General features: G+C 41.9%; 29 protein-coding genes. 6 read left to right on the top strand and 23 right to left on the bottom strand.

What is annotated here, in order from left to right:
• Positions 1-19: 19 nt before the first annotated feature.
• Genes MP3633_RS06670 through MP3633_RS06650 form a run of 5 tightly spaced genes read right to left on the bottom strand, consistent with a single transcriptional unit; the run spans position 20 to position 4,359 of the window.
• A complete protein-coding gene (locus MP3633_RS06670; RefSeq protein WP_176334960.1) occupies positions 20-1,969 on the bottom strand; it encodes a bifunctional diguanylate cyclase/phosphodiesterase in 1,950 nt (649 codons plus the stop codon).
• 10 nt (positions 1,970-1,979) lie between these two features.
• Positions 1,980-2,669, bottom strand: a complete 690-nt coding sequence (locus MP3633_RS06665; protein WP_176334959.1) for a transglutaminase-like cysteine peptidase — start codon at positions 2,667-2,669, stop codon at positions 1,980-1,982.
• Positions 2,670-2,676: 7 nt separating this feature from the next.
• On the bottom strand, positions 2,677-2,970 hold the full coding sequence (locus MP3633_RS06660) for a DUF1244 domain-containing protein (RefSeq protein WP_176334958.1): 294 nt from the start codon (positions 2,968-2,970) through the stop codon (positions 2,677-2,679).
• Between the two features lie 56 nt (positions 2,971-3,026).
• Positions 3,027-3,626, bottom strand: a complete 600-nt coding sequence (locus MP3633_RS06655; RefSeq protein WP_176334957.1) for a tRNA-uridine aminocarboxypropyltransferase — start codon at positions 3,624-3,626, stop codon at positions 3,027-3,029.
• A gap of 7 nt (positions 3,627-3,633) precedes the next feature.
• Positions 3,634-4,359, bottom strand: coding sequence for a pyridoxine 5'-phosphate synthase (locus MP3633_RS06650; RefSeq protein ID WP_176334956.1), 726 nt, complete (start codon positions 4,357-4,359; stop codon positions 3,634-3,636).
• A 146-nt stretch (positions 4,360-4,505) separates the two neighbouring features.
• Here MP3633_RS06650 and MP3633_RS06645 point away from each other — a divergent pair, with 146 nt between their 5' ends.
• From MP3633_RS06645 to MP3633_RS06635, 3 genes are all read left to right on the top strand, one after another.
• Positions 4,506-5,180 (top strand): DNA-3-methyladenine glycosylase I, encoded by a 675-nt coding sequence (locus tag MP3633_RS06645; protein WP_176334955.1) that lies wholly within the window; start codon positions 4,506-4,508, stop codon positions 5,178-5,180.
• Between the two features lie 55 nt (positions 5,181-5,235).
• Positions 5,236-5,877 carry a DsbA family oxidoreductase gene (locus MP3633_RS06640; RefSeq protein ID WP_176334954.1) on the top strand — a complete coding sequence of 214 codons (642 nt, stop codon included), beginning with the start codon at positions 5,236-5,238 and terminating at the stop codon, positions 5,875-5,877.
• 180 nt (positions 5,878-6,057) lie between these two features.
• Entirely contained in the window at positions 6,058-6,252 is a 195-nt protein-coding gene (locus MP3633_RS06635) for a (2Fe-2S)-binding protein (RefSeq protein WP_112139708.1), read from the top strand.
• Positions 6,253-6,270: 18 nt separating this feature from the next.
• On the opposite strand, the gene bfr (MP3633_RS06630) is transcribed toward MP3633_RS06635, so the two are convergent.
• The 3 genes from bfr (MP3633_RS06630) to parC form a co-directional block, all read right to left on the bottom strand.
• Positions 6,271-6,735, bottom strand: coding sequence for a bacterioferritin (gene bfr / locus MP3633_RS06630; RefSeq protein WP_176334953.1), 465 nt, complete (start codon positions 6,733-6,735; stop codon positions 6,271-6,273).
• A 9-nt stretch (positions 6,736-6,744) separates the two neighbouring features.
• Positions 6,745-7,218 carry a bacterioferritin gene (bfr, locus tag MP3633_RS06625; RefSeq protein ID WP_112139712.1) on the bottom strand — a complete coding sequence of 158 codons (474 nt, stop codon included), beginning with the start codon at positions 7,216-7,218 and terminating at the stop codon, positions 6,745-6,747.
• A 127-nt stretch (positions 7,219-7,345) separates the two neighbouring features.
• Positions 7,346-9,643 carry a DNA topoisomerase IV subunit A gene (gene parC / locus MP3633_RS06620; RefSeq protein ID WP_176334952.1) on the bottom strand — a complete coding sequence of 766 codons (2,298 nt, stop codon included), beginning with the start codon at positions 9,641-9,643 and terminating at the stop codon, positions 7,346-7,348.
• Positions 9,644-9,828: 185 nt separating this feature from the next.
• Here parC and MP3633_RS06615 point away from each other — a divergent pair, with 185 nt between their 5' ends.
• Complete coding sequence (locus MP3633_RS06615; RefSeq protein ID WP_176334951.1) at positions 9,829-10,542, top strand: hypothetical protein; 714 nt, start codon at positions 9,829-9,831, stop codon at positions 10,540-10,542.
• A 24-nt stretch (positions 10,543-10,566) separates the two neighbouring features.
• Here the strand turns inward: MP3633_RS06615 and MP3633_RS06610 are convergent, their stop codons facing one another.
• From MP3633_RS06610 to MP3633_RS06540, 15 genes are all read right to left on the bottom strand, one after another.
• Positions 10,567-11,457, bottom strand: coding sequence for a GNAT family N-acetyltransferase (locus MP3633_RS06610; RefSeq protein ID WP_176334950.1), 891 nt, complete (start codon positions 11,455-11,457; stop codon positions 10,567-10,569).
• A gap of 331 nt (positions 11,458-11,788) precedes the next feature.
• Positions 11,789-12,667, bottom strand: a complete 879-nt coding sequence (gene aguB, locus MP3633_RS06605; protein ID WP_176334949.1) for an N-carbamoylputrescine amidase — start codon at positions 12,665-12,667, stop codon at positions 11,789-11,791.
• Positions 12,668-12,714: 47 nt separating this feature from the next.
• Positions 12,715-14,619: a biosynthetic arginine decarboxylase gene (gene speA / locus MP3633_RS06600; RefSeq protein WP_112139721.1), complete on the bottom strand. Its 1,905-nt coding sequence runs from the start codon at positions 14,617-14,619 to the stop codon at positions 12,715-12,717.
• Positions 14,620-14,772: 153 nt separating this feature from the next.
• Positions 14,773-15,732: a lipoyl synthase gene (gene lipA, locus MP3633_RS06595; protein WP_112139723.1), complete on the bottom strand. Its 960-nt coding sequence runs from the start codon at positions 15,730-15,732 to the stop codon at positions 14,773-14,775.
• Position 15,733: 1 nt separating this feature from the next.
• Positions 15,734-16,378, bottom strand: coding sequence for a lipoyl(octanoyl) transferase LipB (lipB, locus tag MP3633_RS06590; RefSeq protein WP_176334948.1), 645 nt, complete (start codon positions 16,376-16,378; stop codon positions 15,734-15,736).
• Complete coding sequence (locus MP3633_RS06585) at positions 16,379-16,684, bottom strand: HP0495 family protein (protein ID WP_176334947.1); 306 nt, start codon at positions 16,682-16,684, stop codon at positions 16,379-16,381. It abuts the gene before it with no gap.
• Positions 16,685-16,708: 24 nt separating this feature from the next.
• Positions 16,709-17,857, bottom strand: coding sequence for a D-alanyl-D-alanine carboxypeptidase family protein (locus MP3633_RS06580; RefSeq protein ID WP_112139729.1), 1,149 nt, complete (start codon positions 17,855-17,857; stop codon positions 16,709-16,711).
• A gap of 82 nt (positions 17,858-17,939) precedes the next feature.
• Positions 17,940-18,875: a septal ring lytic transglycosylase RlpA family protein gene (locus MP3633_RS06575; RefSeq protein ID WP_176334946.1), complete on the bottom strand. Its 936-nt coding sequence runs from the start codon at positions 18,873-18,875 to the stop codon at positions 17,940-17,942.
• Positions 18,862-19,917, bottom strand: coding sequence for a lytic murein transglycosylase B (gene mltB / locus MP3633_RS06570; RefSeq protein WP_176334945.1), 1,056 nt, complete (start codon positions 19,915-19,917; stop codon positions 18,862-18,864). Before mltB ends, MP3633_RS06575 begins: the two co-directional genes overlap by 14 nt.
• Positions 19,917-21,038 carry a rod shape-determining protein RodA gene (gene rodA / locus MP3633_RS06565; RefSeq protein WP_176334944.1) on the bottom strand — a complete coding sequence of 374 codons (1,122 nt, stop codon included), beginning with the start codon at positions 21,036-21,038 and terminating at the stop codon, positions 19,917-19,919. The genes mltB and rodA overlap by 1 nt, the downstream gene beginning before the upstream one ends.
• On the bottom strand, positions 21,031-22,911 hold the full coding sequence (gene mrdA / locus MP3633_RS06560; protein ID WP_176334943.1) for a penicillin-binding protein 2: 1,881 nt from the start codon (positions 22,909-22,911) through the stop codon (positions 21,031-21,033). Before mrdA ends, rodA begins: the two co-directional genes overlap by 8 nt.
• A gap of 10 nt (positions 22,912-22,921) precedes the next feature.
• Positions 22,922-23,389, bottom strand: coding sequence for a 23S rRNA (pseudouridine(1915)-N(3))-methyltransferase RlmH (gene rlmH, locus MP3633_RS06555; RefSeq protein ID WP_112139737.1), 468 nt, complete (start codon positions 23,387-23,389; stop codon positions 22,922-22,924).
• An 11-nt stretch (positions 23,390-23,400) separates the two neighbouring features.
• On the bottom strand, positions 23,401-23,754 hold the full coding sequence (gene rsfS, locus MP3633_RS06550) for a ribosome silencing factor (protein ID WP_112139738.1): 354 nt from the start codon (positions 23,752-23,754) through the stop codon (positions 23,401-23,403).
• Positions 23,755-23,768: 14 nt separating this feature from the next.
• Complete coding sequence (gene nadD / locus MP3633_RS06545) at positions 23,769-24,434, bottom strand: nicotinate-nucleotide adenylyltransferase (RefSeq protein ID WP_244959888.1); 666 nt, start codon at positions 24,432-24,434, stop codon at positions 23,769-23,771.
• The gene (locus tag MP3633_RS06540; RefSeq protein ID WP_112139740.1) at positions 24,424-25,683 is read right to left on the bottom strand and encodes a glutamate-5-semialdehyde dehydrogenase; all 1,260 of its coding nucleotides are present in this window, start codon (positions 25,681-25,683) and stop codon (positions 24,424-24,426) included. Before MP3633_RS06540 ends, nadD begins: the two co-directional genes overlap by 11 nt.
• Before the next feature lie 133 nt (positions 25,684-25,816).
• Here MP3633_RS06540 and tsaA point away from each other — a divergent pair, with 133 nt between their 5' ends.
• Positions 25,817-26,530, top strand: a complete 714-nt coding sequence (gene tsaA / locus MP3633_RS06535; protein ID WP_112139742.1) for a tRNA (N6-threonylcarbamoyladenosine(37)-N6)-methyltransferase TrmO — start codon at positions 25,817-25,819, stop codon at positions 26,528-26,530.
• 12 nt (positions 26,531-26,542) lie between these two features.
• Positions 26,543-26,791: a hypothetical protein gene (locus MP3633_RS06530; RefSeq protein ID WP_112139744.1), complete on the top strand. Its 249-nt coding sequence runs from the start codon at positions 26,543-26,545 to the stop codon at positions 26,789-26,791.
• The last annotated feature ends 128 nt before the right edge of the window (positions 26,792-26,919 follow it).

Genomic DNA, 26,919 nt, shown 5'->3' with positions numbered 1-26,919 from the left:
GATATATAATTCGGCTTTTTTACATATCTTTCGCGCGCCCAACAATAAACCCTTGTCCGCCAGCAAGGTCAAAACGCTTTAAAGCAACTAATTGCTTCTCGTTTTCTACACCTGTTGCAATAACTTCGATATTTAAGCTATTGAACATCTTGCAAAGCGTGTGCATAAAGAAAGATTCAGACTCCTTACCAGCAGCCATACGAGTATAAGATGAGTCAACTTTGACATAGTCTGGCATAAGGTTTTGCAAATACTGGAAGGCCGAAAACTGCTTACCCACATTATCAATACCGAATAAGACATGCTGTGTCTTCAGCATTTGTGCCAATGAGCTGGCTTGTTGCTCGTCAAGCAAAACGCTCTGTTCTGAAATTTCAAACATCAGTTTACTTTTTACACCAGCCTCAAGATGATTTAACGTTTTGTTTAGCCACTCAATAAAGGCTGGCTTAGCATAAGAAGAAGCGGATAAATTCACTGTCAAAGGAACCTCCAACTTCTTAGACTTAATATACTCAATGACCCGACTAATAATAACCTGATCTATTTGGCTCCCTAAATCAAACTGCTCAGCTAAGCCAATGAAATACCCTGCATGGTAGATTTTACCTGCATGTTCTAACCCCATAAACACTTCCTCATGAAGTGTGATTGGAGACTCATCTATGGTCACAACCTTTTGTTTTTTAAGCTTAAAAGATCGATGTTGTATGGCTGATTCCAATATTTCTTTCCAGGAGCTACGACTAATAGCCATGCTTTGACCTGTATTGAGATCATACACCTTACTGGTATTGCAGCCTTCGCGTTTCGCTTCACGTAATGCTGCATCGGCTTGCGACATGGCGCTTGAACGCTCTACAGAACCATCAATAGTGACCGCACCAATGTTAGCAACAGCATCCGAATAACTGATGCTAGCAATATTCAATTCCATCAACTCTACCATAACGTCCTCGACAACCTGCTTAAGCTGAGCGTGATCAAAATTTGGAATTAATAAAACAAAATCAGCTCCAGATAAACGGGCCAAGGTAGTATAAGAGGATATATACGATATTTTTTTGGCTAATATATCAGCAGCAGACTGAATAAACATATCCGCCGATTCATAGCCTCGTTCGTTATTAAGTTTGGCCAAGTCCGTTAAACTAACCAATGCAAGACCATCTATTCCTCGCTCTCTCTCTGAAAAGTGCGATTTCATCTGATTTTCGAAAAAGTGTCTATTGCCTAATCCACTGACAGGATCTTTAAATGCTTTAGCCTGTAACCATTGTGCGGTCTCCACTTCAGCGGCAAACTCCTTCTTTAATTTTTCAACCATACGGTTCATCGAGAGAACAACAGATTTCAGTTCCCGGGTCTTTGGGACATCAATCACCTTGATAAAGCGGCGCTGCTGTATTGCTTCTGCTTGTTTTTCAAGCTCAGCTAAAGGTCTAAACAAATAACGTAACGCAATACTTCCTAAAATGAGCGTAATCGAACCAATGACAAAAAATGATATTAACAAGTCACGTGAAGCAAGCCAAAGCTGATTATAACCATACCCAGCACTGCCCGTAATATAGACCTGACCGAGCTCACTCCAGCCATTTGAAATAACCGCTTTTGCAACAGGAACCTTAAAGTCAATAAGATCAATAAACCAATTAGGGACACCATCAATCTTAGTTTCGTTTGAGCGAACAATACTCTCATCATTATTGTAAACGTGAATTCGTACCTCAGAAAAATACCCACTGTCGAACACCGCATTGATGCTACTTTCAACAGACACATAATCCTCTAACGCCATAAAATCTGACACAGACATGCTTAATGATGTTGCTGAATCCTGCGTTGTCGACTCCAATTGTCCGACTAAATAGCCTTTTGTCGTGTTAAAGTTGATGCCCATTACAACCGCAAGCATCAGTGAAAATATGGCGATTATCGTCATCATTAATTGGCGGAACAGCGTCATCTATGTTCTCCTAATTTGTAATCGTATTAAGTCGATTATTTAAATCTGTCCATAAGCTCAATCGTGATGAGCCTCCTACCAGCACACCGCGCCCTTTTTCTTTTGAAAGCCATAAGTTTTCAGCATTAAAAGAATAAATAGGTAACAAGTCATTGCGCTTTGACGCGGGTTTCAATTCTTTATCAATGTTGTCGAGCAAAACAGGGATGGAAGTTGGTTTGTGATAATACGCCAACACCATATGATGTTGATTGAGCGTTAACGCCTTAACGTATACCAAACGCAGCTGCTCATCTGGAACCCCAAGCTCTCTAAGTGTGAAATATTTTGCGATAGTAAAGTCCTCACAATCGCCTGCTTGCATTCCCAAAAACTCAATGGGTGTTGCCCAATAATCTTCTTTGCCCCACAACTTAATATCGTCAACAAAATCCATTTGATTAAAAAAATTATTAACTTGCGTAAGCTGATCGACAATTGACAGTGATTTAGAGTCATCTATCAGGCGGCGCCACGCCAAGATGCGCTTCTCAGCGCTCGAACCATAGATAACACCCGTCTGCTTGGCCAATGTTCGATATTTCTCTGAAACATCGGCATACAACCATAACGGTGGAATGAAACACACAATAAGAAGCACGCAAACAAACCGTTTGGCGCGACTTAGAAAAGAAAAAAACGAATTGAATCGCTTTTTCATATTAAATTTACTTATCGGACTTAGACTTTGCATTAAAAGCGGTCAGCTGTTCTGCGGTGGCTTCTGGTTGATACTTTTCCTTCCAAGCATCATAAGGTTCGCCATACACGAACTCTCGAGCGTCATCGTAATCTATTTTAACGCCTTGCTGCTCGGCTTCAGCCATATACCATTTACTCAAGCAGTTACGGCAAAAACCCGCCAAATTCATCAGGTCGATATTTTGCACCGATTTGTTATCGTCTAGATGTTTCAAAAGGCGACGTAAAACGGCGGCTTCAATCTCTGTTTGTTTGCTCATAATATGCTCTGATTTCTCTTTTATATGGTCATGAGGGCCGCTACTTATAAAAACCGTCAACCATCATGACGATGACTCAACGGTTGTTTTCTCCATTGCCACTCTTGCGCCGTCAACATAAATTCTCGTAGCGGTTGCATATTATCCCCTGTTACTTGCTCAATACTATAAGCACACGCTTCTAAGGTGGATAAAGACGCATCGTTTGGCGACTTCCGAATCTTATATTGACCCACCGGCGGCTGTGAAAAACTAACAGCTCCAAAAATACGCAATAAGGGTTCTGTAAAATACAGCTTTTTGGCCTTACGCCAAGTCGCATCAATGAAAATCAACCCTTCAATCTCAGACACCTCTTCCGCCCCGATAGACTCCACTGCAATAGCGGTATCACAAGGAAAAACCAGACGCCATTTAGCAGGGTTTTTCTGTAATAATACCTTTTTTAAAACGTCTACATTTGCTGTTGAAATACACTCCACTGACGTCAAAGCTAACCGCAAGAGTGATACAGTATTCTTCGCGTGCTTAGCCTCTTTCGGGTCTTGTAAGATGACTATGTTTAAGTGAGTAGAAAGCCTAGGCACCCATTCACAAACACACTGCGTCACTAAAAAACCACAGCCACCACAATACGCCCTTTTTTCTGCCTGCATCTTGTCATTACGCCAATTTGGCCAAGTATGCTTTCACAACATTGTCCCAACCAAGATCTAATGCTTCTGCGGTAAGTGCATGCCCAATCGATACTTCCATTATTCTACCTTGCTCACACAAAGCCTGGACATTATTTAAATCTAAATCATGGCCGGCATTCACCGCCAACCCAACCTCTAAGGCAGCTTGAGCTGTTTTTTGGTACGCAGCCAGAACATCATCAAAGCCTTCTTTCCCATAAGCATTGGCATACGCTTCGGTATAAAGCTCAACCCGATCAGCACCAACCTCTTTTGCTAAGGCCATATTTTCGGCATCAGGATCCATAAACAATACAACACGAATACCTTTCGCTTTTAATTTTGCTATCACTGGGCGCAATGCGTCTTGGTCTCGAGCAATGTTCCAGCCATGATCAGACGTCAGCTGATTTGGGTCATCCGGTACAAGCGTACATTGATCTGGCTCTACTTCTAAAACCACATCCAAAAACTGTGCATCAGGGAAACCTTCTATATTCAATTCAGCACCCGGAAAACGCTTTAATAGGGCTTTCAGATCATGAGCATCTTGGTATGTTGCATGCCGCTGATCAGGTCTTGGGTGTATGGTAATACCAAACGCACCTAACGCCAGCGTTCGCTCCGCCATTTCGAGCATATTGGGATAATTTCTTCCTCGAGAATTTCGAAGTAAGCCAATTTTATTCAGATTAACGCTTAAGTGTGTCATTCAAATTCTCTCGACTGGATCATTTAGACCCATTATAAGACAAACACATAGCGTCCATCACTAAAATACCAAACAAGATATCGCCTCAATCCATTATATACGCCAAGGCTTATGATAAACTGAGCAACACTAAATAGGAGCCCTGGATGAAATACGAACTCTTTCAATCCATTTACGATCGGGCAGCGCTTCGACATGGTGGAAAAAACCACCTTGAAGAAATGCTCTCACGACCATTAAGTCCGTCACAATTAAGCGAGCACAGTGACGACCGATGGTTAGCGTCTTTTTCTCAAAAAGTCTTTCAGTCAGGTATTAACTGGCAAGTTGTGCGTAATAAGTGGCCGGGATTTGAAACCGTTTTTTTCGATTTTGACATTGAAAAAATGCTACTCATCCACAATGAGATGTGGGAAGAAAAAGCCAAAGATATTCGCATTATCCGCAATTTTGGCAAAGTCATGACCATCAGAGAAAATGCCTTAATGATTAGCGAATGCCAATCAAGTCACGGCTCTTTTTCTCACTTTATTGCTAGCTGGCCTAACGACGATATTATCGGTCTATGGGCTTATTTGAAAAAAAATGGGGCGCGGCTTGGTGGAAATACTGGCCCTTACACATTAAGAGCCATGGGCAAAGACACCTTTATGCTGACAAAGGACGTTGAAGGTTATTTACGTTTACACGACATTATTACCACAGGAAGAGACACGCAATCTGCATGGAAAGCGGCACAGCGTGCGTTTAACCATTGGCACCAAGAAAGCGGACGCTCTTACACTGAAATCAGCCAATGCATTGCGTTAAGCGTCAATTAAACCGCTTTAAACTCAACATTACACTATTCCATTTTTTATATTTTTAGGAGAACTCATGTCCGATCTGCGTATAGATATTATTTCTGATTTAGTCTGTCCTTGGTGTTACTTAGGCTATTCACGCCTAAAACAAGCCATAGAACAACTCGGTGACGACTATAAGATAGACATCCGCTGGCAACCTTTTGAACTGCATCCAGACATGCCTGCAGAAGGTGCAGACAGAGAAACTTTTCTAGGTGAGAGATTTGGCAGTTCAGAAAAGCTAAACGAAGCCACACACGCTCTACAGCAAGTCGGCATTGAAGCGGGAATCCAATTCAATTTTTCAGAAAAAGACCGCCTCCCAAATACCAAGCTTGTTCACCAGTTTGTGCTCGCAGCCACTAAATCAAACCTGGCCACACCTTTTGTTTTAGCAACGTTTCATGCCTATTTTACTAATGGGAAAGACATTGGATTAACAAGCATTTTAGAAGAAACCGCTCTTAGTATCGGTATGCAAAAATCAGACATTGAGTACGCACTTAGCCCAGAGGCTCAAACACTCACAGAGAAAAAACTAAAACATCTGCGCAGTTTAGACATTAACTCTGTACCAACGTATGTGATTAACGATAAGTTCATGATTCAGGGAGCCCATGATCCAGAGTCTTTTCTCAAAGTTCTTAACGATATCGCTGAAAAAGAAGTCTAAAGCCCACCCTATATTCCTAACCGAGGGTTCAATCTCTTTTTAACCCTCTTCTTAACTGTTTTCAAAAAAATGAAAAAAACTATCAAAGAACAGAAATAGATAAAATTTTATCTATTGATAATCATTAGCATTAAAAATACAATCGTAAGATCAAAACATTAGTGCGAGTGATTTTCATTTATGTATGTTTGTATTTGTAACCAGGTATCAGACAAAGACATCAAAGCGTCTATACAGGAAGGGGCGACTACCATGCGCGCTCTGTATAAAGAGCACAACATTGGTAGTCAATGCGGCAAGTGCTGCCAATGCGCAAAAAAGCTACTCAATAATGAGCTTATCAAAATAGCAGAAACGCAATATCAAGTTGCTTAAGTCACAACAATCAAACGATTACATCTGGGATTGAAGGTAGTTTTCCATTCCAGAAGCACCAATTAAATGCTGCTGAGTCTCAAGCCAGTCTATTTGCTCTTCTTGCTCTTCTAATATTTTTTCTAGCGTATCACGACTCATGAAATCTTTTTTCTGCTCGCACAAGTTAATCGCAAACTTTAGTGCCGGCAGCGTATCCAGCTCAAACTCCAAATTTGCTGCGATCATCTCTTCGCTATTTTCACCAATACGAAGACGACCAAGATCTTGAAGATTTGGCAAACCTTCTAAAAACAAAACACGCTCAATCAATCGGTCGGCATTTTTCATTTTCTGGATAGACGCTTTATAGTCAGCTTTATCTAAAGCACTAAAGCCAAAATCTTTAAACATACGAGCATGCAGAAAATATTGGTTAATACCAACTAATTCGTTAGCCAACACCTTGTTTAGATTGGTAATAACATCACGATCACCTTTCATAATATCCCCTTAATTACCCATCTGAGATTGATAGTAATTCTGCATGCCAATTTTTTCCATTAGACCAAGCTGCTGCTCTAGCCAATAAACATGATCCTCTTCTGTATCAAACAATAGTTTCTCAAGCGTTTCACGCGTTTGATAATCACCCTCTAACTCACAAACAGCAATCGCTTCACGAACACAGCTAACCACTTCTAGCTCAAGCGTTAAATCATTTGAAATCATAGAACGAAGATCAGAACCAATCAGCAGGTCGCGACGCTTGGTCATGCAAGGAACACCTTCCAAAAACAAAATTCGCTTGATAAGCCAGTCTGAGTGCTGAGTCTCTTCTTCCATTTCGTGATTGAGACGCTCATACAATTTATTCAAGCCCCAATCATCATACATACGAGAGTGTATAAAATACTGGTCAATTGCAGCCAATTCATTTGCTAATAAAGCATTTAAACTGTCTATTACTTTTTGACTACCTTTCATTATCGTTTCCTCTTACTTGGTCGCGAATTCACTTAACATAGTGAGTATGTATATTCAGCTTTTATCCATAAATGGGCATCGTGATCTAGCTAATAAGCTTATGACCTCAATGCCAATTTATCCATTATTAAAATAAATCTTGTTTAGGCGGCTCATCGACTTTAGCCAATTTACCCTCACCGACTTTCACTTCAAGCCCATCTATTCGCTGGAAGCCTCGCGGAAGCTTTAAGCCTCTACGACCACGCTCTCCAAGGTATTCTTCTAGATCTTTTTCCGCAAAAGACATAAAGCGCTTACCGGCATAAGCAGTCAAAAGATCATTAGGCTGAACACACGCAATGGCAACGACTAGCTCTTCTCGATCAGCGGCACGTGTCGTGGGTATACTGATCATTTTATTGCCTTTACCTTTCGCCATTTGCGGCAAAGAAGCCACATCAAATGCGAGCATACGCCCTTCATTCGATATCGCTACAACTCGACCTTTCTCAGGGCTCTGGACAAACACTGGCGCCATGACTTGCGCACCTTTTGGCAAACTCAAAGTCGCCTTACCCGCTTTGTTTTTTGCATACAACTCTTTCAGTTGAGCAACAAATCCGTAGCCGGCATCACTGGCAATCAAATAGTGAGCGTCTTCGTTGTCTATGATCATTGAAACAATAGTGGCGTCTTTCTCTAACGAGATCCTCCCAGTAATAGGTTCACCTTGTCCGCGAGCAGAAGGCAGTGAGTGCGCTTTAATCGAATAAGTTCGGCCATTGGAAGCAAGTAGAGCAAGCGTTTGATTTGAACGCCCTTTGGTACTGATTAAAAATTCATCACCAGATTTATAGCTCAAGCCATGAACGTCAATATCATGGCCTTTCGCAGCGCGAATCCAGCCTTGTTTTGAAATAACCACCGTAATAGGGTCATTAGACATCAAGTCTTCTTCTGTGAACGCTTGAGACTCCTTACGAGCAACAATTGGCGTTCGTCTGTCATCGCCAAAGTCATCGATGGCTTCTTGAATTTCATCAGTAATAAGTTTTTTTAGCTTGCGATCAGAAGACAATAGACCTTCTAGTTGCTTGCGCTCTTTTTCCAGCTCGTCTTGTTCGCCCTTGATGCGTATTTCTTCAAGTTTAGCAAGATGGCGTAGTTTCAATTCAAGAATTGACTCAGCCTGCATATCAGTCAAACCAAAACGAGCCATTAGCTCAATTTTTGGTTTTTCTTCCGTTCGAATTATATCGATGACTTCATCAATATTTAGAAAAGCAATTAATAAACCTTCTAATATATGTAAACGGTTCAGTACTTTATCGAGACGAAATTGTAAGCGGCGGCGCACTACGTCAATACGAAAACGTAGCCATTCCGATAAGAAATCCTTTAGCGGTTTAACTTGAGGCAATCCATCCAAACCAATCACGTTCATGTTCACGCGATAAGATTTTTCAAGATCTGTTGAGGCAAAAAGATGCGTCATGACAGAATCAATGTCAACACGATTAGATTTAGGAACAATCACCAATCTAGTCGGGTTTTCATGATCTGACTCATCACGTAAATCAACAACCATAGGCAATTTCTTTGCCTGCATTTGCGCTGCAATTTGCTCTAATATTTTACTACCAGACACTTGATGAGGCAGTTCATTTACAACAATTTCGCCCTCTTCAACAGTAAAACGGGCTCTGGCTTTAATCTGCCCTTTGCCTGTTTCATAAAGTCTAACGATATCACTTTTTGGTGTGATAATTTCGCCACCCGTTGGAAAATCAGGGCCCTGGACAAAATTAAGTAGATCGTCTAATTCCGCCGTTGGATTATTAAGAAGATGAATACAGGCGCTACCAATTTCACGCAAATTATGTGGTGGAATATCCGTCGCCATACCGACAGCGATACCAGTCGTACCGTTTAGTAATAAGTTAGGTAAACGCGATGGCAACACCGATGGCTCTTGCAAAGTACCATCAAAATTAGGAGTCCAATCCACAGTACCTTGGCTAACTTCTCTTAATAATAAGTCAGCATATTTTGACAGTCGAGACTCGGTATAACGCATAGCGGCAAACGATTTTGGATCGTCTGGCGCCCCCCAGTTACCTTGACCATCAACCAAGGGATAGCGATATGAAAAAGGCTGAGCCATCAACACCATCGCTTCATAACAAGCGCTGTCACCATGAGGGTGAAATTTACCAAGCACATCACCAACGGTACGAGCGGATTTTTTGTATTTCGCACTGGCCTTTAGGCCCAGTTCACTCATCGCATAGATTATGCGACGCTGTACAGGTTTTAATCCGTCACCGATGTGCGGTAACGCTCGATCAAGAATAACGTACATGGAGTAATTCAAGTACGCTTTTTCTGTATAGTCTTTTAATGAAAGGGTTTCATTCGACTCGAAATTTGACAACTCACTCAAGGAAACTTTCCTTCTACATCGTTTGCATGTGTAAATTATTGACACATACGGATTTCATAAACTACATATGGGCTCAACTATAAAGAAACACCCCAACACACTGCAACACTCTGCGTAAGATTATCATGGAAAGGTCGCTATTCTCGTGTTTCAATAACATTGGATTATTAAAAAGGTACTGGATAATGAACTTAGCGGATCACAACACTCTCGCCCCGACGAGCTACAGTCTTGGGGAACCCAGTAAGCACACGATCATCCATCAAAAAAATGACCTTTTTGTTGCTCATGAGCATCTTTTTCAAAATGCCACACCCACTCGATTTTACCACCATCAGGCCGACACTTTTCTATTTATCATGAAAGGTGAATTGTACTTACAACAAAGCACACCAAAAAATGAACAAGAATCGGTGTTAAAAAAACACCAAGGCATCTGGCTAAAAGCTCTAACCATTAATAGCATCACACTACTGAGTCCGACAGTAGAGTTGTGTTTAATACGCATGCCATCAACAACCAACACAACAAAAAACGATGCTTTAAAAAAAGTGTCATCTGGTACCGTTGAGTCGACACTAGAAAGAAACAAAATCAAGACTTGGCCGCTCTGGAAAGGAGTTTCGGAACATATCTCTTTAGAGCTATACCCACCCTACTACGCCGAAACACTTTATTATCAGAAGATGGCCACTCAATATTTTCTTCCATTAAATGGCACTATCTATATATCCAATGAACAAAAGCATTCTGATGCCTGCCCAGACTTGGGGAGAATTATTCCAAACAAAATCCCCAGAGCCATTTTAAATCCAAGCGCAGAAAGCATCACCGCCTTATCGGTTACAGTACAACAACACACTAAAGGGCGAGTTTTATTACTCAAAAAATCAAAGTGAAAAAACGTCTCTTTAATTAATATTTTAGCGCAATACTAATGCGGTCAAAATATGATCTTCCCAGCGTCCGTTGATTTTTAAATAATCCCTTGCTACACCTTCTTTATCAAAACCCAATTTTTGCAATACGGCTGCGCTTCGAGCATTTCTCGGCATATAGCTTGCTTGTATCCGATCAATATGAAGCTCTTTATGAAGATACTCTAAACCCGCACTCAACACTTCTTGCATCACGCCTTTGCCCTGCTCACTCTCTCGTACGCTATAGCCAAGATTACAAGCCTGAAAAACACCTCGAATGATATTGGAGTAATTACTATAGGCGAGCATCTTGTCTTCATTAGGGGACAAGAGACAGAACACGATGCCTTTATCTTCCAAGAAATCTCGACGCATTTCTCGAACACGTAACTGACAGGTTTCAAGGGAATAATAACCCTCGCTTCTTAAAGGTTCCCATGGTGTAAGGAAACGCCTTTCTTGATTAATATAATCATACAAAAGAGGGGCTTGTGCTTCCTCTAATATCTTCAACACACCTATCTTCGTAACAATCCGAGGAAAGCGTGAAGCATGCAAATCTTGGTTAGGTTCACGCTTAAAGGATACATCCCCGATCACTTTAAACAATTTTAATGAGTATTCTTCATACCAAAAACTTTCACCAATGGATAAGGTTCTTCGATGAACATCGTGGTTTAACCAAGCCTCTGCTGCTTCTCGGTTTTCCCAATAGGTCATCAGCAAATCCATTTCGCCCGCACCATATTCAGCACAAAGATAACCAGGCTGATCTTTGGCCAATTCGAGTGTTTTTTCTGCCATTAATCGGTAGGTCAAGTCGTTCAGTAGCAACTTACTAGACAATAAGACGGCAAAATAAGGCAGTGTATTGGGGGAACTAAATACGGTCATCGGCTCTCTAAAATAAATGGCTAGATTTTTATAGATACGTGTAGATAGAATTTTATCCGCGCTTATTTTAAATCTCAGGCTATAGTTAGTATCTACCTCTTGGACAGATCTATACTGACGAGGACACTATTTATATAGAGCCTTGTAATACAAAGTAGCTATTATGATTTACAGTGCCGTCAGATAAACGCATTACACAATTTATATACTCTATTTAGGCTTCGAAAAGCCAAGTGTAAATAGATCTTCCTTATTGAGATTCCTCCCCTAAATCAATAAGGATATGGATAGCTTTGTGCCCGCATGATGCGGGCACCTTTTTATCTTTTTCCTACTTTTCCCAAGTAATACCCGCACCCGAAGTGATTGCTTGATATTGGTCTGGTCGGCGGTCACGAAACAAACCAAAGGATCGACGTGCTTTACGTATGGCCTCTAAATCATATTCTGAATATAAAATAGTACTTTCATCTCGCCCAGCAACGCATTTCATAGCTCCCATTTCATCCGTCATGAAAGACGAACCATAGAACTGAATAAAACTATCATCACCCTCTTCCCTACCAACACGGTTTGAAGCAATAACTGGCACCATATTGGCCGCAGCGTGTCCCTGCATGGTTCTTTGCCAATGATCTTTCGAGTCCAATTCAGGATATGGAGGTTCGGAACCAATCGCTGTAGGATAAAAAATCAATTCAGCGCCCTTTAAAGCCAATTCACGAGCTAATTCTGGAAACCACTGGTCCCAACAAATCCCACAACCAATACGTCCAAACTGGGTATCCCACACTTTTATGCCAGTATTTCCAGGGGTGAAATAATATTTTTCTTGATAGCCTGGGCCATCAGGAATATGCGTTTTACGATACAAATCCATCACGTCACCATTGGCATCAATCATCACCAAGGAGTTGTAAAAGACGTTTCCATCACGCTCAAAAAAACTAATAGGCAAAACCACACCCAGCTCTTTGGCAAGTTTACTCATGGTTTGAATAGCCAAGCAATCATTAACAGGCTGAGCCCAATCAAAATAAGCGGGTTTTTGATCAATACAAAAATAGGGCCCCATAAATAATTCTTGCAACAGAATGATATTCGCATGATGTGCAGCGGCTTCTCTTACTTGTGCAACTGCATTGTCTAAATTTGCTTGAAAGTCATCACTGACCGCCATTTGAATGCAGGCCACTTTTACGTTACTCATATTTCTACCTCCAAAAACGATGCTTTTTCGTAAGCTAAACGGTCAGTTTATACTTGAGTCAGATACGTTGTGCCTTCAAGTACTTTTTTATAGGTGGCAAGGAGTGCCACTTGCTCATTTTGACTCAGCGGACTTGATGCTACTTTATCTTGATAACGTTTCATCAATTCATGCTCATTATAACTAACGGATTTAAGTACATCCTGAACGCTGTCACCTTTCAGTACGTGATCAATTTTGAAACCGTCTTCGGTTAAATACACATCGACAGAACAGGTATCACCAAATAAATTATGCAAATCACCTAAGGTTTCTTGATAAGCACCAACTAAAAAGAAGCCCATTAAATAGTCTTCGCCCTCTGCTGGGGGTGGCGGTAAAGGCAAAGATGACTCAATGCCTTGACCATCTACATAGCTATAAAGACAACCATCAGAATCACAGGTAACATCCTGAATTTTACCTCTGAACGAAGGCGCTTGCTCCAACCCTTGCAATGGTAATACTGGAAACAACTGATCGATTCCCCATGCATCTGGCATTGATTGAAACACAGACAAGTTAACAAACAACTTCTCAGCCAAGCGTTCATTAAGTTCATCAATGACAGCACGGTGCCCTCTATTGCGATTGTCTAATCGAGGCAGTAAATTGCGACACGCTGATAGAAAAAGGTTCTCAGCTTGCGCCCGTTGAGAAAGATTAAGCTGCCCATGATTATACAAGGCCAAACTATCGTTAAAATCGTCCAACAGATCATGATAAATCTCTACTAAAGAACGACTTTCTTCATCATCTTGGCCTTTCAAACTTTGATAAGACGTCCATAGTCGCTGGAGTTCAAGCCCACTGTCTTCAGCAGGTTCTTCAATCGGTAAATGTTCTGCACCATGGGAGAAAACATCTGCAATCATCATGGCATGATGAGCGGTCACTGCGCGGCCAGATTCGGAGATCAAATGAGGATGGGGAAGCTCGTATTGCTCACATACGTTATGAAAAGCAAACACAACATTATTGGCATATTCGCCAATACTGTAGTTTGCTGAAAAATCATTTTGACAACGAGTACCTTCGTAATCGACACCCAAACCACCGCCAACATCGACCCACTTAACCTCAACACCCATTTGATGGAGCTCAGCGTAGTAGCGAGCACATTCTTTCAAACTGTTTTGAATATCTCGAATACGAGTAATTTGCGATCCAAGGTGAAAATGAATTAACTCAAGGCAATGCAACAATCCTAATTCGCGCAAACGATCAATAGCTCGTAGCAATTGAGAAGTTGTCAAACCAAATTTAGATTTTTCACCACCACTATTTCCCCAATGCGTCGTGCAAGTAGACGCCAATCGAATTCGGATACCAATACGGGGTTGAACCCCAATTTTTTGGGCTTCTTCTAAAATCCAGTCAAGTTCATGCATCTTTTCTACGACGATAAACACTTGATGGCCCATTTTTTCAGCCATCAGAGCCAGATGGATAAACTCGCGGTCTTTATAACCATTACAAACTATGATGCCATCCGCATTTTTATGCATAGCCAACACTGCCATCAGTTCAGGCTTGCTGCCGGCTTCAAGACCAACGGTTGAAGCATTATCCGGCTGGCAAGCGGCGATTTCTTCCACAACTCGGCGCTGCTGATTGACCTTAATAGGGTACACAATGGCGTATTTTGCTTTGTAATCGTAATGTTCTATTGCCTGCTGAAAAGAGTTGGTGATTTTTTCAATCCGAGAATGAAGAATATTAGGAAATCGAACAAGACACGGATAAGGAATACCCTGCTCTTTTAGTGCAACAGAAAGTTCTGTCAAATCAATGCTGTTTTCCCTATCAGGTAACGCAATGACTCGTCCCTTATCATTGATTGAAAAAAAGCCACTACTCCAATGACTTACATTATAAAGTTCCATTGAATCTTTGATTGACCAAGGCTTCATATCATCTCCAAAAATCTAAATAACGATAGATGAGCATCTTTTCAATAGAGATACTCAATAATAAACACAGACACATTTTCAGGTTCAGTTCGCATAAAAAAAGCGGGGCTAAGAAACATCTTAACACCGCTTTATTCTAGCAATCGAAAAAAATTAAGAAACGTGCTCGCCATGCGCTTGCTTATCCGCATGGTAAGACGAACGGACCAACGGCCCGCATGCTGCACGTTTGAAACCTAAATCTTTTGCCACTTTTTCATAACGCGCAAATTCTTCTGGCGGAACAAAACGCGCCATTGGAAAATGATGCTTCGACGGTTGTAAATATTGTCCAATCGTCAGCATGTCAACATTATGAGCTCTCAAATCTTTCAGTACTTCAACAATCTCTTCAAAGGTTTCACCCATTCCTACCATCAAACCAGATTTGGTTGGTACGTCAGGACAACGGTCTTTAAAGTTTTTCAATAAATCTAATGACCACTGATAGTCTGAACCCGGTCGTACTTGACGGTATAAACGTGGAATCGACTCTAAGTTATGGTTAAACACATCAGGGGGGGCTATCGAAAGTGTATCGATGGCCACTTCCATTCGTCCACGAAAATCTGGAACGAGTGTTTCAATCTCAATATTTGGGCTTTCAGCACGCGTCTCTCTGATACATTCAACAAAATGCTGCGCACCACCATCACGAAGATCATCACGATCTACCGAGGTAATGACCACATATTTAAGTTTCATATCACGAATCGCCGCAGCTAACTCTTTTGGCTCATCTACTTTTAGAGGATTCGGGCGACCGTGAGCAACATCACAGAAAGGACAGCGGCGGGTGCAAATTTCCCCCATAATCATAAAAGTAGCGGTTCCATTACTGAAACATTCACCTAAATTTGGACAATTAGCTTCTTCGCACACAGACGCTAATTTATGCTCTCGTAAAGTAGCCTTAATACGAGCAATTTCGGGAGAAGCCGGCATACGAACTCGGAGCCAATCAGGCTTACGAGGAATTTCTTCTGTAGGAACAATTTTAACGGGGATACGCGCCATTTTATCGGCACCACGTAGCTTTTCCCCTTGGACAACGCGTTTGCGTTCTGCAGTCATTCTATTTCCACCCTTGTTGGATAGCCGGATAGGTATATCCGAGTTGTTCAGCCAGCTGATTCGCTAACTGAACCTTAATATTCGATACATTTATGTTTTTGTTCAGACGTTTCATATCAACCATTTGTAAACCTTGATAGCCACATGGGTTAATACGATTAAATGGGGTGAGATCCATATCAACATTTAAGGCAAGGCCATGAAATGAACAACCTCTGCGAACACGTAATCCTAGTGACGCGATTTTTTGTTCATCCACATAAACACCTGGCGCATCTGGCTTTGCATAAGCCGCTATTAAATTCGCCTTCAAAGTATGAACTATAGCGTTTTCTAACACATTAACCAGATCACGAACACCTATTCCAAGACGCTTTAGATCAATAAGAACATAGGCAACCAATTGACCAGGCCCATGATACGTGACCTGACCGCCACGGTCGACCTGAATCACAGGAATATCACCCGGGGCCAAAAGGTGCTCCAGCTTACCGGCTTGCCCTTGCGTAAACAAAGGCGGATGTTCTAATAACCAGATTTCATCCGCATCATCCCTTGAACGAGACTGAGTAAAGTCTTTCATCCGTTCCCATGTATCGGCGTAGTCTGCCACACCTAAATCACGGCATATTAAATCAAGACTCATCTACATGACCATCTTAACAGCTTGAATGGACATCAAGTCACGATGCAAAGCAGACAGCTGTGTTTCGCTATGGGCTACAATACGAAAGCTATAGCTGACAAATCGGCCTTTACTAGAGCGGTTAACACCCTCTGCGTTAGTGTCCATTTCAGGTGCATGAACAAGCATACATTGCGTTATTTCCGTATGAATATCGTCCACATCAAGAGACACCACTTTTATAACGTAATTTTCACAAGGAAACTGTATTTTAGGTGCATCTACTGCTTTTTCAGCCTGATCACCGTCTTTCGTAATTAGCGCCATAATTCACCATGAGCCCATTAAAGCTTAAAACAAATTCATAAAAAAGAGCTTAATGCTATCAAACATGCGTTTGAAGAAACCACCCTCTTCCACCGCCTCTAATGCAACAACTGAACGCTCTAATAGAACATTACCTTCTAAACCAACAACAATTTTACCCAACACATCACCTACCGCTATTGGCGCTGTAATTTCTTGTTGCATGTCTAGCGTCGCTGGAATGGAGGCTCCTTGTTGACGAGGCATTGTAACAAGCACATCATCAGCAAACCCAACTTTTACGCTAGATTGGCTGCCCCCCCAAACACGAGCATTATTTACCACCTGACCACGACTGTATAATTTTCGCGTTTCATAGTATCTAAAACCATAATCCAGCAGTTTTTGAGACTCTACTGCACGAGCCGCATCAGAATTAGTCCCCATTACAACAGTAATCAAGCGAGTACCGTTTCGTACCGCTGTGGCTGCCAAACAGAAACCAGCAGCATCAGTATGACCAGTTTTCAGACCATCAACTGTTTTATCACGCCATAACAATTTATTACGATTTGGCTGTCGGATATTGTTGTAAGTAAAGTCTTTCTCAGAATACATAGAGAAATTTTCTGGGAACTGCAAAATAGTCGCACGTGATAACTTCGCTATATCGTGAGCACTTGAATAGTGATCTTCAGCAGGAAATCCGGTCGCGTTAACAAAGTGTGTATTCTCCATCCCAAGAAGCTGTGCATGCTGATTCATCAAATCTGCAAAAGCAGATTCACTGCCCGCTATATGCTCAGCAGCAGCAACACTCGCGTCATTCCCAGACTGAATAATAATACCGCGCATTAAATCTTCTAACTGAACTTGGGTTCCCTCACGTATAAACATACGTGAGCCTTCCATCCTCCATGCTTTTTCACTTATATTAACCTTATCTTCTAGTGATAAGTTTCCGCGAGCCAGCTCATATTCAATGATATAAGCAGTCATCAATTTGGTTAAACTCGCTGGAGGCAAAGCTTCATCCGCATTATGCTCGACTAGGATATCACCCGTATAAGCATCCATCAAAATGTAGCTGCTCGCAGACAATTGTGGAGGTGTTGGGATTAATGAAGGAGCGGAAAATACAGAACCGCTGACAAAACAAAATACAAGGGATAAAGTAACCAGGAGTTTTTTCATACTCAAAAAAATCGTCTTCTTAAAAAATGTGAATAAATGATACTAGAGCACTCTATTAATCTCTAGCCCAAACAAAGCGCTCTTAAGGTATCAAAGCAACCCTAACAGGGTTACCAAAACCTTCTTGCTGCAATTTTTGCTGCCATTCGACTAACTTACTAGCGTCATCGAAAGGCCCAACCAAAACCTTGTACAGGCCATCGTCCTGCTTATTTATCAACACGTTTACACTCGTATCGAACGCCTCAAAAAGACGTTTTCTCAGTCGGTCCGCAGATTCCTCTGCACTAAAGGCGCCCAACTGAAGATGGGAAAAAACCAACTCCGAAGATTCGTTAGAAACCTCACTTGGTGGGATATCTAACGCCTTATCAGGCAGGGCTTCTAGAGGGAGAATAGGTGTTTTTGATACACTTTTTTCAGGGCTATAAGCCCTCCCCTGAGTAGGCGTAATAGCCTCAACTCTAACCCGAGCCAAACCTTTTTTATGATAATCCAACCGAGCCGCCGCCGCATAAGAAAGATCAATCAACCGATCTCCGTGGAAAGGCCCCCGATCGTTCACTCTGACAATAACAGAACGCTGATTATCCAAGTTCGTCACCTTAAGATAAGTCGGTAATGGTAAGGACTTATGTGCCGCAGAAAAATTGTACATGTCATATGTTTCCCCATTTGAGGTTTTATGACCATGGAATTTTTTCCCATACCAAGATGCTGTACCCTCTGCAACATAACCTTGAGCGGAATCCATTACCCAATATTTTTTACCCCAAACTTCATAGGGGCTCTTATTGCCACCACGACTCTTCTGCTCCCAACTCGGTATCAGATCAGGAAGGTGGTCAACTTTAATATCGCCTGTTGGAGCATGATCTTGTAATATGGAATAACGTCCACCCGCAGAAGCTTTTTCATAGTCTGCATCGCTTTGTCCCAACACATGACGCGTACTCATACACCCATTCAGCACCAGTAAACTAATACTGGCAACAAATAGCATGTTAGTTATTCTCATAGCTTCCTATACTCTCAGCCAGTTCTAACACGGACATGGCATAGCGCCTACTTGGGTTGTAATCCATAATAGTGAAAAAATTCTCATACGCTAACCAATAAGATATTGTTTCTGGCCCTGTTCGCAAACCAATCAAGCCTGTTTTCTGAAGTAAAAAAGGCTGAGTAGGTAGTACACCTAACGACGACCAAACCGTCATATCAACATTAGGCTTTCGTCCTCGATTAATGTCATCAGCCACCTTATCACGATCTTCAACGTGCGCCATGACAAACCAAGGTTCGCCAGCTTTCCAACCATGATGCCTTAAATAATTTGCCACACTACCAATGGCATCAGCATCAGAACCCCATAAATCGATATGACCACTATTATCATAATCTATTGCCAGTTTCTGATAGTTACTAGGCATAAATTGCACCATACCCATCGCGCCGCTGTATGATCCTTTTGTTTCACCAATGTTCCAACCTTCTTTGCGGGCAAGCAACAAATACGCCTCTAATTCACTTTGAAAATAGTCTTTGCGTCGAGGGTAATCAAATGCCAATGTAGTCAAAGACGTAAAAACGTCCTTAGAGCCTGTAATACGTCCGTAATACGTCTCAACACCTATCAATGCTACAATCACTCTAGATTCAACACCAAACTCTAGCTCGGCTTTATGTAACCATTCAGCATTACGCTTTGCAAACTGCCGACCAAGTTTGGCCCTTTCTTCATTCACAAACCGAGTTTTATACTCGTAATAAGGTGTTATTACTTCCGGTTGGTTATCGGATTTTTCAATCACTTTCGGGCGAACTTTGATATGTGAAAAAGCCAATTCTAAGCGCTTTCTATCATAGTTATGCTCTTGAACGAGGCGGTCAATAAAAAGCTGAACCTCGAGATTACCAGCGTAAGAATCAGCCCACTCTTTGGGCATATCTTCAAGAAGGGCATCACTTACCCCTGAATCTGCAGACAATGAGGGTTGATCTATACCGCTACACGCAGCTAGACCAAGCACTAAGAAAAATAATGTAGCTTGCTTAATCATCACCTTGCCTTTTTATGTGTTTGTATTGACATTAAAATACCGAAGGTTGCCATGATGGTTATAATGGAAGTACCACCGTAACTAACAAGTGGTAAGGGTACCCCAACGACAGGTAGAATGCCTGACACCATGCCAATATTTACAAACATGTACACAAAAAAGGTAAGCGTTAAACTCCCTGCGAGCAATCGCGCGTAGTTGTCTGCTGCCGTTGCCGAAATATACAAACCTCGAGTAATAACAAGCAAATAGGCTAAAATTAAGACACTACAGCCCAACATACCGAACTCTTCTGCAAGCACCGCGATAATAAAGTCAGTATGGCTTTCTGGCAGAAAGTCTAACTGAGCCTGAGTTCCTTCTAACCAGCCTTTGCCGTAAAGGCCGCCAGATCCGATCGCTGTTTTAGATTGTATAATATTCCAACCAGCCCCCAACGGATCGCTTTCTGGATTCAAAAAAGTTAATACGCGTTGGCGTTGGTAATCATGCATAAATTGCCATAACGCATAACCCGCGATAGGTGCCAACGCCGCAGCACCCAAAATATAGCGCCACCTAAGTCCTGCAAGGAATAGAACAAAAATCCCAGAAACCGCCACCAACAAAGCTGTCCCTAAGTCAGGCTGCTTAGCAATAATCAGCACAGGCAAAATAATCAAACTCAGCACCGTCAATATATGCTTTAAATTCGGAGGAAGCTGCCTATCAGAAAAATACCAAGCAATCATCATTGGCATCACTATTTTCATAATCTCCGAAGGCTGAAAACGTAAACCTCCAGGCAACGCCAACCAACGCTGCGCCCCTTTCGCCCCAACACCAAATAACAACACCCCAATAAGGAGAACTGTAATGAAAATAAATAACGCAGGGGAGGCGCGTCGCATATATTTGGGCGGCAACTGCGCTAAAACCAAACACACCAATAAACCAATCGCCAGCCGAAGCGCCTGCCTCTCAACCATTGCGACATTCTGTCCAGACGCAGAATATAAAATAAAAAGACCGCCTCCTATCAGGAGCAACAAAGACCCCATCAGCAACACATCTATATGAACCAACTTCCACAAACGCGCATTGGTAAAAGACACGGCTCTACGATAAAAGCTATCAGTCATTCTTATTACCTTTTAAATAGTCATAACGCTCAGGGTAATCATCATGCAAATAAGCGTTAAACAGCTGCCCTGTTAAATCGGCCGGTTTAGAGCTACTACCACCATTTTCAAAAATAGCGAATACCGCAATCTTAGGAGTTTTAGCTGGAGCAAAACCAATAAATAATGCATGATCATGCAGCCGCTTCTCAAGCTTTTCAGAGTCATACTCTTCATCTTCTTGTAAGCTAAACACTTGTCCAGTTCCTGTTTTACCTGCAATATCATACTCCGTCCCTTGCAAACGCCTCGCTGTGCCCTGAGAGTCCGTGATTACTTTTCTCATAGCATCAGTCATTCTGTCCCAGTTCCGCTGATCTTTCAGAACAATATCATGTTCATCACCAAGCCCATTTTCAAATTCCGCAGGTTGACCGCCTATCAGCCGTGTCATACGAGGGTAAAAATAATGTCCTTTACTGGCCAATGCCGACGTCGCAGAAGCCATTTGCAATGGTGTTGCCACCATAAAACCCTGTCCGATACCGACATTCACAGAGTCACCAGAATACCAAGGCTCTCTATACTTGGCTTTTTTCCACTCGCTCGACGGTAATAAGCCGTTACTTTCACCATACAGATCTAATAAGTTACTTTGTCCAAAACCAAACCGTGTCAAAAAATTATGAATAGGGGTAATCCCCATTTTGTTTGCTAACTGATAATAATAGGTGTCTACGGACTCAATAATAGACCGCTCTAAATTAATCCAACCATGTCCAGTACGCTTCCAATCCCGATACCGACGACCATCTGGGTTAATTTGATAATACCCTTTAGCGAAGTAGCGCTCAGTCCATGACGCAAAGCCATACTCAAGACCAGCCAGTGCCATAAAAGGCTTAATAGTAGATGCGGGGGGATAACCACCACGTAAAGCACGATTGAAAAGTGGGAGTTTTTTAGATTGACGAAGGAGTGCGTAATTTTTTACAGAAATACCACGAACAAATAAATTAGGGTCATAGCCAGGCTTGGAAACAAGCGCTAGTACCCCTCCAGTTGTCGGATCAATGGCCACCACAGAACCAGTATAGTCGCCAAGAAGGTCGTAGGCGTACTGTTGCAGCCTAGCGTCTAAATACAAATATAAATCTTTTCCTGGCGTGGGGTTTTGCCTTTCCAGCTCGGACATAATCCTACCGCGAGCATTAACCTCTACCTTACTCAAACCTGCTTCGCCGAACAGTGTTTTTTCGTAGAACCCCTCCACTCCTGTTTTTCCGATAAATAAAGCCCCTTGATAAGCCTGCCTATCAACTCGCTCTAAATCTTTTGAAGTTATTCGACCAACATATCCAATGGCATGCGCAAACGCTTCTCCAAATGGATAATAACGCGTTAATTGTGCTTCCACCTGAACACCGTCAAGCTTATACAAATCAACAGAGATTCTAGCCCACTCTTCATCGGTTAATTGAGACTTTAAAGTAAGAGATTGATACGGTCGGCGGTATTCTTTAAGTCGATCATCAAAGTCTTCCCACTCACTATCGTTAATGTCGATAATGCCTGAAAGCATTTGTTTTAGTCTTGGGAAATTAGTGACTCGCTCAGGTATCACCGTCAAACTGTGTATTGGTCGATTATCCGCCAATACAACACCATTACGGTCATAAATCAAACCTCTTGGGGGCGGTTCTGTAACCAACATAACTCGGTTATCATCGGCTTTAGTTTGATACAGCTGATGCTCAATCACTTGAAGGTAGAATAAACGAGCTATTAGCACGACCGCTAACAATAAGACTAAAACAGCAGAAGCTAACACGCGACGCTGGGTTAGCTTCTGCTCTTGACGATAATTACGGAAGTTTTGATGTCGACGACTCACCAACCGCACCTTATCTATGATATGGGTGATTATTCATTAGCGTCCAAGCACGATAAATTTGCTCCGCTAATATAACTCTCACCATTGGGTGCGGTAACGTCAGACGTGACAATGACCAAACTTGATCTGCCCGAGCTGTACATCTAGGATCAAGACCATCTGGCCCACCCACAAGTAAGCTCACGTTGTAACCATCCATTCGCCACTGTTCGGCTTGATCTGACAATTGCTCTGTGGACCATTCTTTACCAAGAACTTCCATTGCTATGACCTTATCTCCAGAAGGAATGACCTCAAGCATAGCATCCCCTTCTTTACGAATAGCTTTTGGTATATCGGTATTTTTTCCGCGCGGCGACATTGGAATTTCAACAAGCTCTAATGCAAAGTCTTTTGGGAGACGTTTAGAGTACTCATCATAGCCTTCAGCAACCCATTTTGGCATTTTATTACCAACAGCAATCAAACGAACACGCATCTAAAAGAGCCTTACATCTGTTCTGGCTTAATATCCCACAATTTTTCAAGGTCATAAAACGCTCGAGCTTCCTCAGTCATTACATGAACCACAACATCGTGTAAATCAACCAATACCCAATCACTTCCCATGCCACGACCTTCAAAACCTAATGGTTGAAGCCCTTGCGTTTTTAAATGTTCAAATACATTCTGGCCCAAAGCGTTAACATGACGTTTTGATGTACCGGTACAGATCACCATGAAGTCCATCATGTCGGTATGACTACCCACATTCAACACTGTGATCTTATCACCCTTCACATCTTCCAATGCTTCAACAGCAAAAGCCAAAATTTGATCTGCTGTGAGGTTAAGTTGACTCATATAATTACGTTACCCTATCGATATAATTGATGTTGTTCTATGTATTTTTGGACTGGCTCTGGCAATAGATACGCAATCGATTCGTTCTTACGAGCCAGCGCTCTAATCATGCTAGAAGATATCCCCAAAGGAGTAAGCGTTTCGAACCAGACACGCCCTGAGGGCGCGCATTGTAACTCATGCGACGATGCGGCACGATAGTTTTCGCAAAAAGCGCTTAATTCAGAAATTAAATCAGGCTCCCAACCAGGTCGAGAAACCACAAGAAGATGCGAATACTGAATCAATTCCTGCCAATTCTGCCATGTTGGGAGGGACAAGAAACTGTCCATCCCTAACACCATAATAAGTGATTCATTAGGACCAATCTCTGAACGAATATCTCGCAATGTGTCCACACTATAGCTCGGCCCCTCTCGATCCATTTCACGAGAATCCACTCTTAACCGAGAATCACCCGATATAGCCAATTTCGCCATTTCTAAGCGTTGCCGAGGTGAAACGCTCGGCCGACCTTTATGTACAGGTTGAAAGCAAGGAATCAACCTCAACTCAGAATACTGATAGCGATCCAATACCTCTACCGCTGTTCGCAGATGACCATTATGAATAGGATCAAATGTCCCACCCATGATAGCAACACCGGACTTTCCAGTAGTTCTATCTATTTTAATTGTCACGAGTATGGCCGTCGCCAAGCACTATGTACTTCTGGCTCGTTAAACCTAACAACCCAACGGGGCCACGGGCATGAATTTTATCCGTCGAAATGCCGATTTCAGCGCCAAAGCCATATTCAAAACCATCTGCAAATGACGTTGAAGCATTCACCATGACAGATGATGAGTCGACCTCCGTCATAAACGCGCGTGTTTTTGAGTAGTTCTGCGACACAATGGCATCGGTATGATGTGAACCATACTGGTTAATATGAGCAATGGCCTCTTCCATATCGACAACAATTTTAATCGATAGTTTCGGCGCTAAATATTCTGTGTACCAATCTTCTTCTGTCGCTGCACCTATTAGAGCGCTAATGCCACGAGCTGAATCACACCCGACCAACGCAACCCCTTTTTCTTGGAAGGCTGCAACCAACTTAGGCAAAATACTCTCTGCAACGGCAGAATGAATAAGCAGAGATTCCATCGCATTGCACACGCCATAACGACGTGTTTTAGCATTCATCGCGATCAAAAACGCTTTTTGCAAATCTGCTTCATCGTCAATATAAACATGACAATTGCCATCCAAATGCTTAATCACTGGCACGCGAGCATCTTTACTGATCCGCTCAATTAACCCTTTACCACCACGAGGCACTACTACATCAACAAATTCCGGCATGGTAATCAATTTGCCTACCGCATCTCTGTCAGTCGTATTAAGCACTTGTACTGCATGCTCCGGCAAACCCGATAAAACAACACCCTTTGTTACCGCCTCAGCAATGGCTTGATTTGAATAAAAAGCTTCAGAGCCACCACGTAAAATAGTTGCATTACCGGACTTTAAACATAAGCTCGCCGCATCAATAGTAACGTTAGGACGAGACTCATAAATAATCCCAATAACACCAAGAGGAACGCGCATTTGCCCACGCTGAATGCCAGACGGTAAGAAGACCATACCGGATATTTCTCCGATAGGATCCGGTAAAGAGGCCACCTGCTTCAACCCTTCGATCATGCCATCAATTCGAGCATCATCTAATAACAATCGATCCAGTAACGCTGCATCAAGACCTTTTGCTCGACCGTTATCCATGTCTTTTTGATTCTCTTCTATCAATCGAGGTCGTGCATCTTCCAAAGCCTTTGCCATAGCAAACAACGCCATGTTTTTTTGCTGGGTGGACGCTTTAGCAAGTAGACGAGAAGCCGCCCGCGCCTGCTGACCAATTTGATTCATATAAGATTCTAAAGACATTTTTAATCTCTAACAAAAGTAAGAAGAACAAACAATAGACCACAAAATAGATCGTGATCTGATTTGACAAGACAGTATACTATCACAATATTTTTATTCATTTAGTGCCGTTTTTCGCGAAAAGGACCATCCTGTGTTGCCATCAAACTCATTTTCTTTATCAACAATCGGCATAATACATTCTTGCTACAAAGAAAAATTCGGCATTCCAAAACAGCCGGGGCTAATAGACAGAGCTACCGCTCGATTAGAACTCCTCCCTCCTTATAATCGATTAGACACACTAGAAGGACTCGATGACTTTTCACACATTTGGATTCAGTTTATTTTCCATGCCTGCATTAAGGAAAACTGGAAAGCAAAAATACGCCCTCCGCGCCTCGGCGGAAAAGAAAAGCTAGGTGTTTTTGCAACACGAGCAACACACAGGCCTAACCCAATAGGGCTCTCTGTTGTAAAAATAGGGCGCATTTACCAAGAAGGGAAAAGAATTTTCATTGATCTATACGGTGCAGATTTACTAGATGGAACACCTGTTCTAGACATAAAACCCTATTTACCATACGCAGATAGCATTACCGACGCCCGTGGCGGTTTCGCCCCAAAACCGACACAAACCAAACCAGTACAGTTTTCAGAACAAGCCAAAAATCAATGCGAGCATTATCAAAGTTTGCACAACAGAGAAATAACCTCTTTAATAAAACAAATAATCGAGCAAGATCCAAGACCCGCTTATTTATCTAATCAGGTGGATAGAGAGCATGGAATCAAACTTTGGGACGTCAATATAAAATGGTGTGCAAGAAGTGATCATTTTGAAATTCTTCGAATAGAATACGAATGATAGGGACAAGATATGAATAAAAAACAGTTCTTAAAGACCTACAAAAAAATAGAGGCAATGGATCAAAGAGAAACGGTGAGCACAGAGAAAGCATCACTTTATCGCTCAGAATACGACGAACGTCTGATAAAAGACTTCCATTACGCCAAATTCCAAAAAAATCTTGATAATGCTCAAAAAAGCGAAGCACTAAAAGAACTACTAGAAAAAGAAAGTTGGGATGAAACAGACACTAAGAAACTCTTAGAATCTTTACGTTAAAAAAACATACACCGGGTCTATACCCATGGTTATCCACATGTTATGTGTATAGTTTTCTTGTCAATAAATTCAAAAGAATTTAATAAAAAAAAGCGGGCCTAGGCCCGCTTTTTAATAACACCTAAAAA

Source organism: Marinomonas primoryensis (assembly GCF_013372285.1).
Taxonomy (GTDB): Bacteria; Pseudomonadota; Gammaproteobacteria; order Pseudomonadales; family Marinomonadaceae; genus Marinomonas; species Marinomonas primoryensis.
The sequence above is the reverse complement of the archived record's forward strand: the minus strand, read 5'-3'. Positions and strand labels throughout refer to the sequence as shown.

Coding starts and splice junctions, on each gene's coding strand:
- MP3633_RS06665 (WP_176334959.1), bottom strand. CDS start 2,669: ATGAAAAAGCGATTCAATTCGTTTTTTTCTTTTCTAAGTCGCGCCAAA.
- lipA (WP_112139723.1), bottom strand. CDS start 15,732: ATGACTGCAGAACGCAAACGCGTTGTCCAAGGGGAAAAGCTACGTGGT.
- lipB (WP_176334948.1), bottom strand. CDS start 16,378: ATGAGTCTTGATTTAATATGCCGTGATTTAGGTGTGGCAGACTACGCC.
- MP3633_RS06610 (WP_176334950.1), bottom strand. CDS start 11,457: ATGACCGTATTTAGTTCCCCCAATACACTGCCTTATTTTGCCGTCTTA.
- rodA (WP_176334944.1), bottom strand. CDS start 21,038: ATGACTGATAGCTTTTATCGTAGAGCCGTGTCTTTTACCAATGCGCGT.
- MP3633_RS06670 (WP_176334960.1), bottom strand. CDS start 1,969: ATGACGCTGTTCCGCCAATTAATGATGACGATAATCGCCATATTTTCA.
- MP3633_RS06635 (WP_112139708.1), top strand. CDS start 6,058: ATGTATGTTTGTATTTGTAACCAGGTATCAGACAAAGACATCAAAGCG.
- MP3633_RS06580 (WP_112139729.1), bottom strand. CDS start 17,857: ATGAAAAAACTCCTGGTTACTTTATCCCTTGTATTTTGTTTTGTCAGC.
- speA (WP_112139721.1), bottom strand. CDS start 14,619: ATGAAGCCTTGGTCAATCAAAGATTCAATGGAACTTTATAATGTAAGT.
- bfr (WP_112139712.1), bottom strand. CDS start 7,218: ATGAAAGGTAGTCAAAAAGTAATAGACAGTTTAAATGCTTTATTAGCA.
- MP3633_RS06575 (WP_176334946.1), bottom strand. CDS start 18,875: ATGAGAATAACTAACATGCTATTTGTTGCCAGTATTAGTTTACTGGTG.
- rsfS (WP_112139738.1), bottom strand. CDS start 23,754: ATGAGTCAACTTAACCTCACAGCAGATCAAATTTTGGCTTTTGCTGTT.
- rlmH (WP_112139737.1), bottom strand. CDS start 23,389: ATGCGTGTTCGTTTGATTGCTGTTGGTAATAAAATGCCAAAATGGGTT.
- MP3633_RS06540 (WP_112139740.1), bottom strand. CDS start 25,683: ATGTCTTTAGAATCTTATATGAATCAAATTGGTCAGCAGGCGCGGGCG.
- bfr (WP_176334953.1), bottom strand. CDS start 6,735: ATGAAAGGTGATCGTGATGTTATTACCAATCTAAACAAGGTGTTGGCT.
- aguB (WP_176334949.1), bottom strand. CDS start 12,667: ATGAGTAACGTAAAAGTGGCCTGCATTCAAATGGCGGTCAGTGATGAC.
- MP3633_RS06530 (WP_112139744.1), top strand. CDS start 26,543: ATGAATAAAAAACAGTTCTTAAAGACCTACAAAAAAATAGAGGCAATG.
- MP3633_RS06650 (WP_176334956.1), bottom strand. CDS start 4,359: ATGACACACTTAAGCGTTAATCTGAATAAAATTGGCTTACTTCGAAAT.
- MP3633_RS06640 (WP_176334954.1), top strand. CDS start 5,236: ATGTCCGATCTGCGTATAGATATTATTTCTGATTTAGTCTGTCCTTGG.
- mltB (WP_176334945.1), bottom strand. CDS start 19,917: ATGATTAAGCAAGCTACATTATTTTTCTTAGTGCTTGGTCTAGCTGCG.
- MP3633_RS06655 (WP_176334957.1), bottom strand. CDS start 3,626: ATGCAGGCAGAAAAAAGGGCGTATTGTGGTGGCTGTGGTTTTTTAGTG.
- MP3633_RS06645 (WP_176334955.1), top strand. CDS start 4,506: ATGAAATACGAACTCTTTCAATCCATTTACGATCGGGCAGCGCTTCGA.
- MP3633_RS06615 (WP_176334951.1), top strand. CDS start 9,829: ATGAACTTAGCGGATCACAACACTCTCGCCCCGACGAGCTACAGTCTT.
- MP3633_RS06660 (WP_176334958.1), bottom strand. CDS start 2,970: ATGAGCAAACAAACAGAGATTGAAGCCGCCGTTTTACGTCGCCTTTTG.
- MP3633_RS06585 (WP_176334947.1), bottom strand. CDS start 16,684: ATGGCGCTAATTACGAAAGACGGTGATCAGGCTGAAAAAGCAGTAGAT.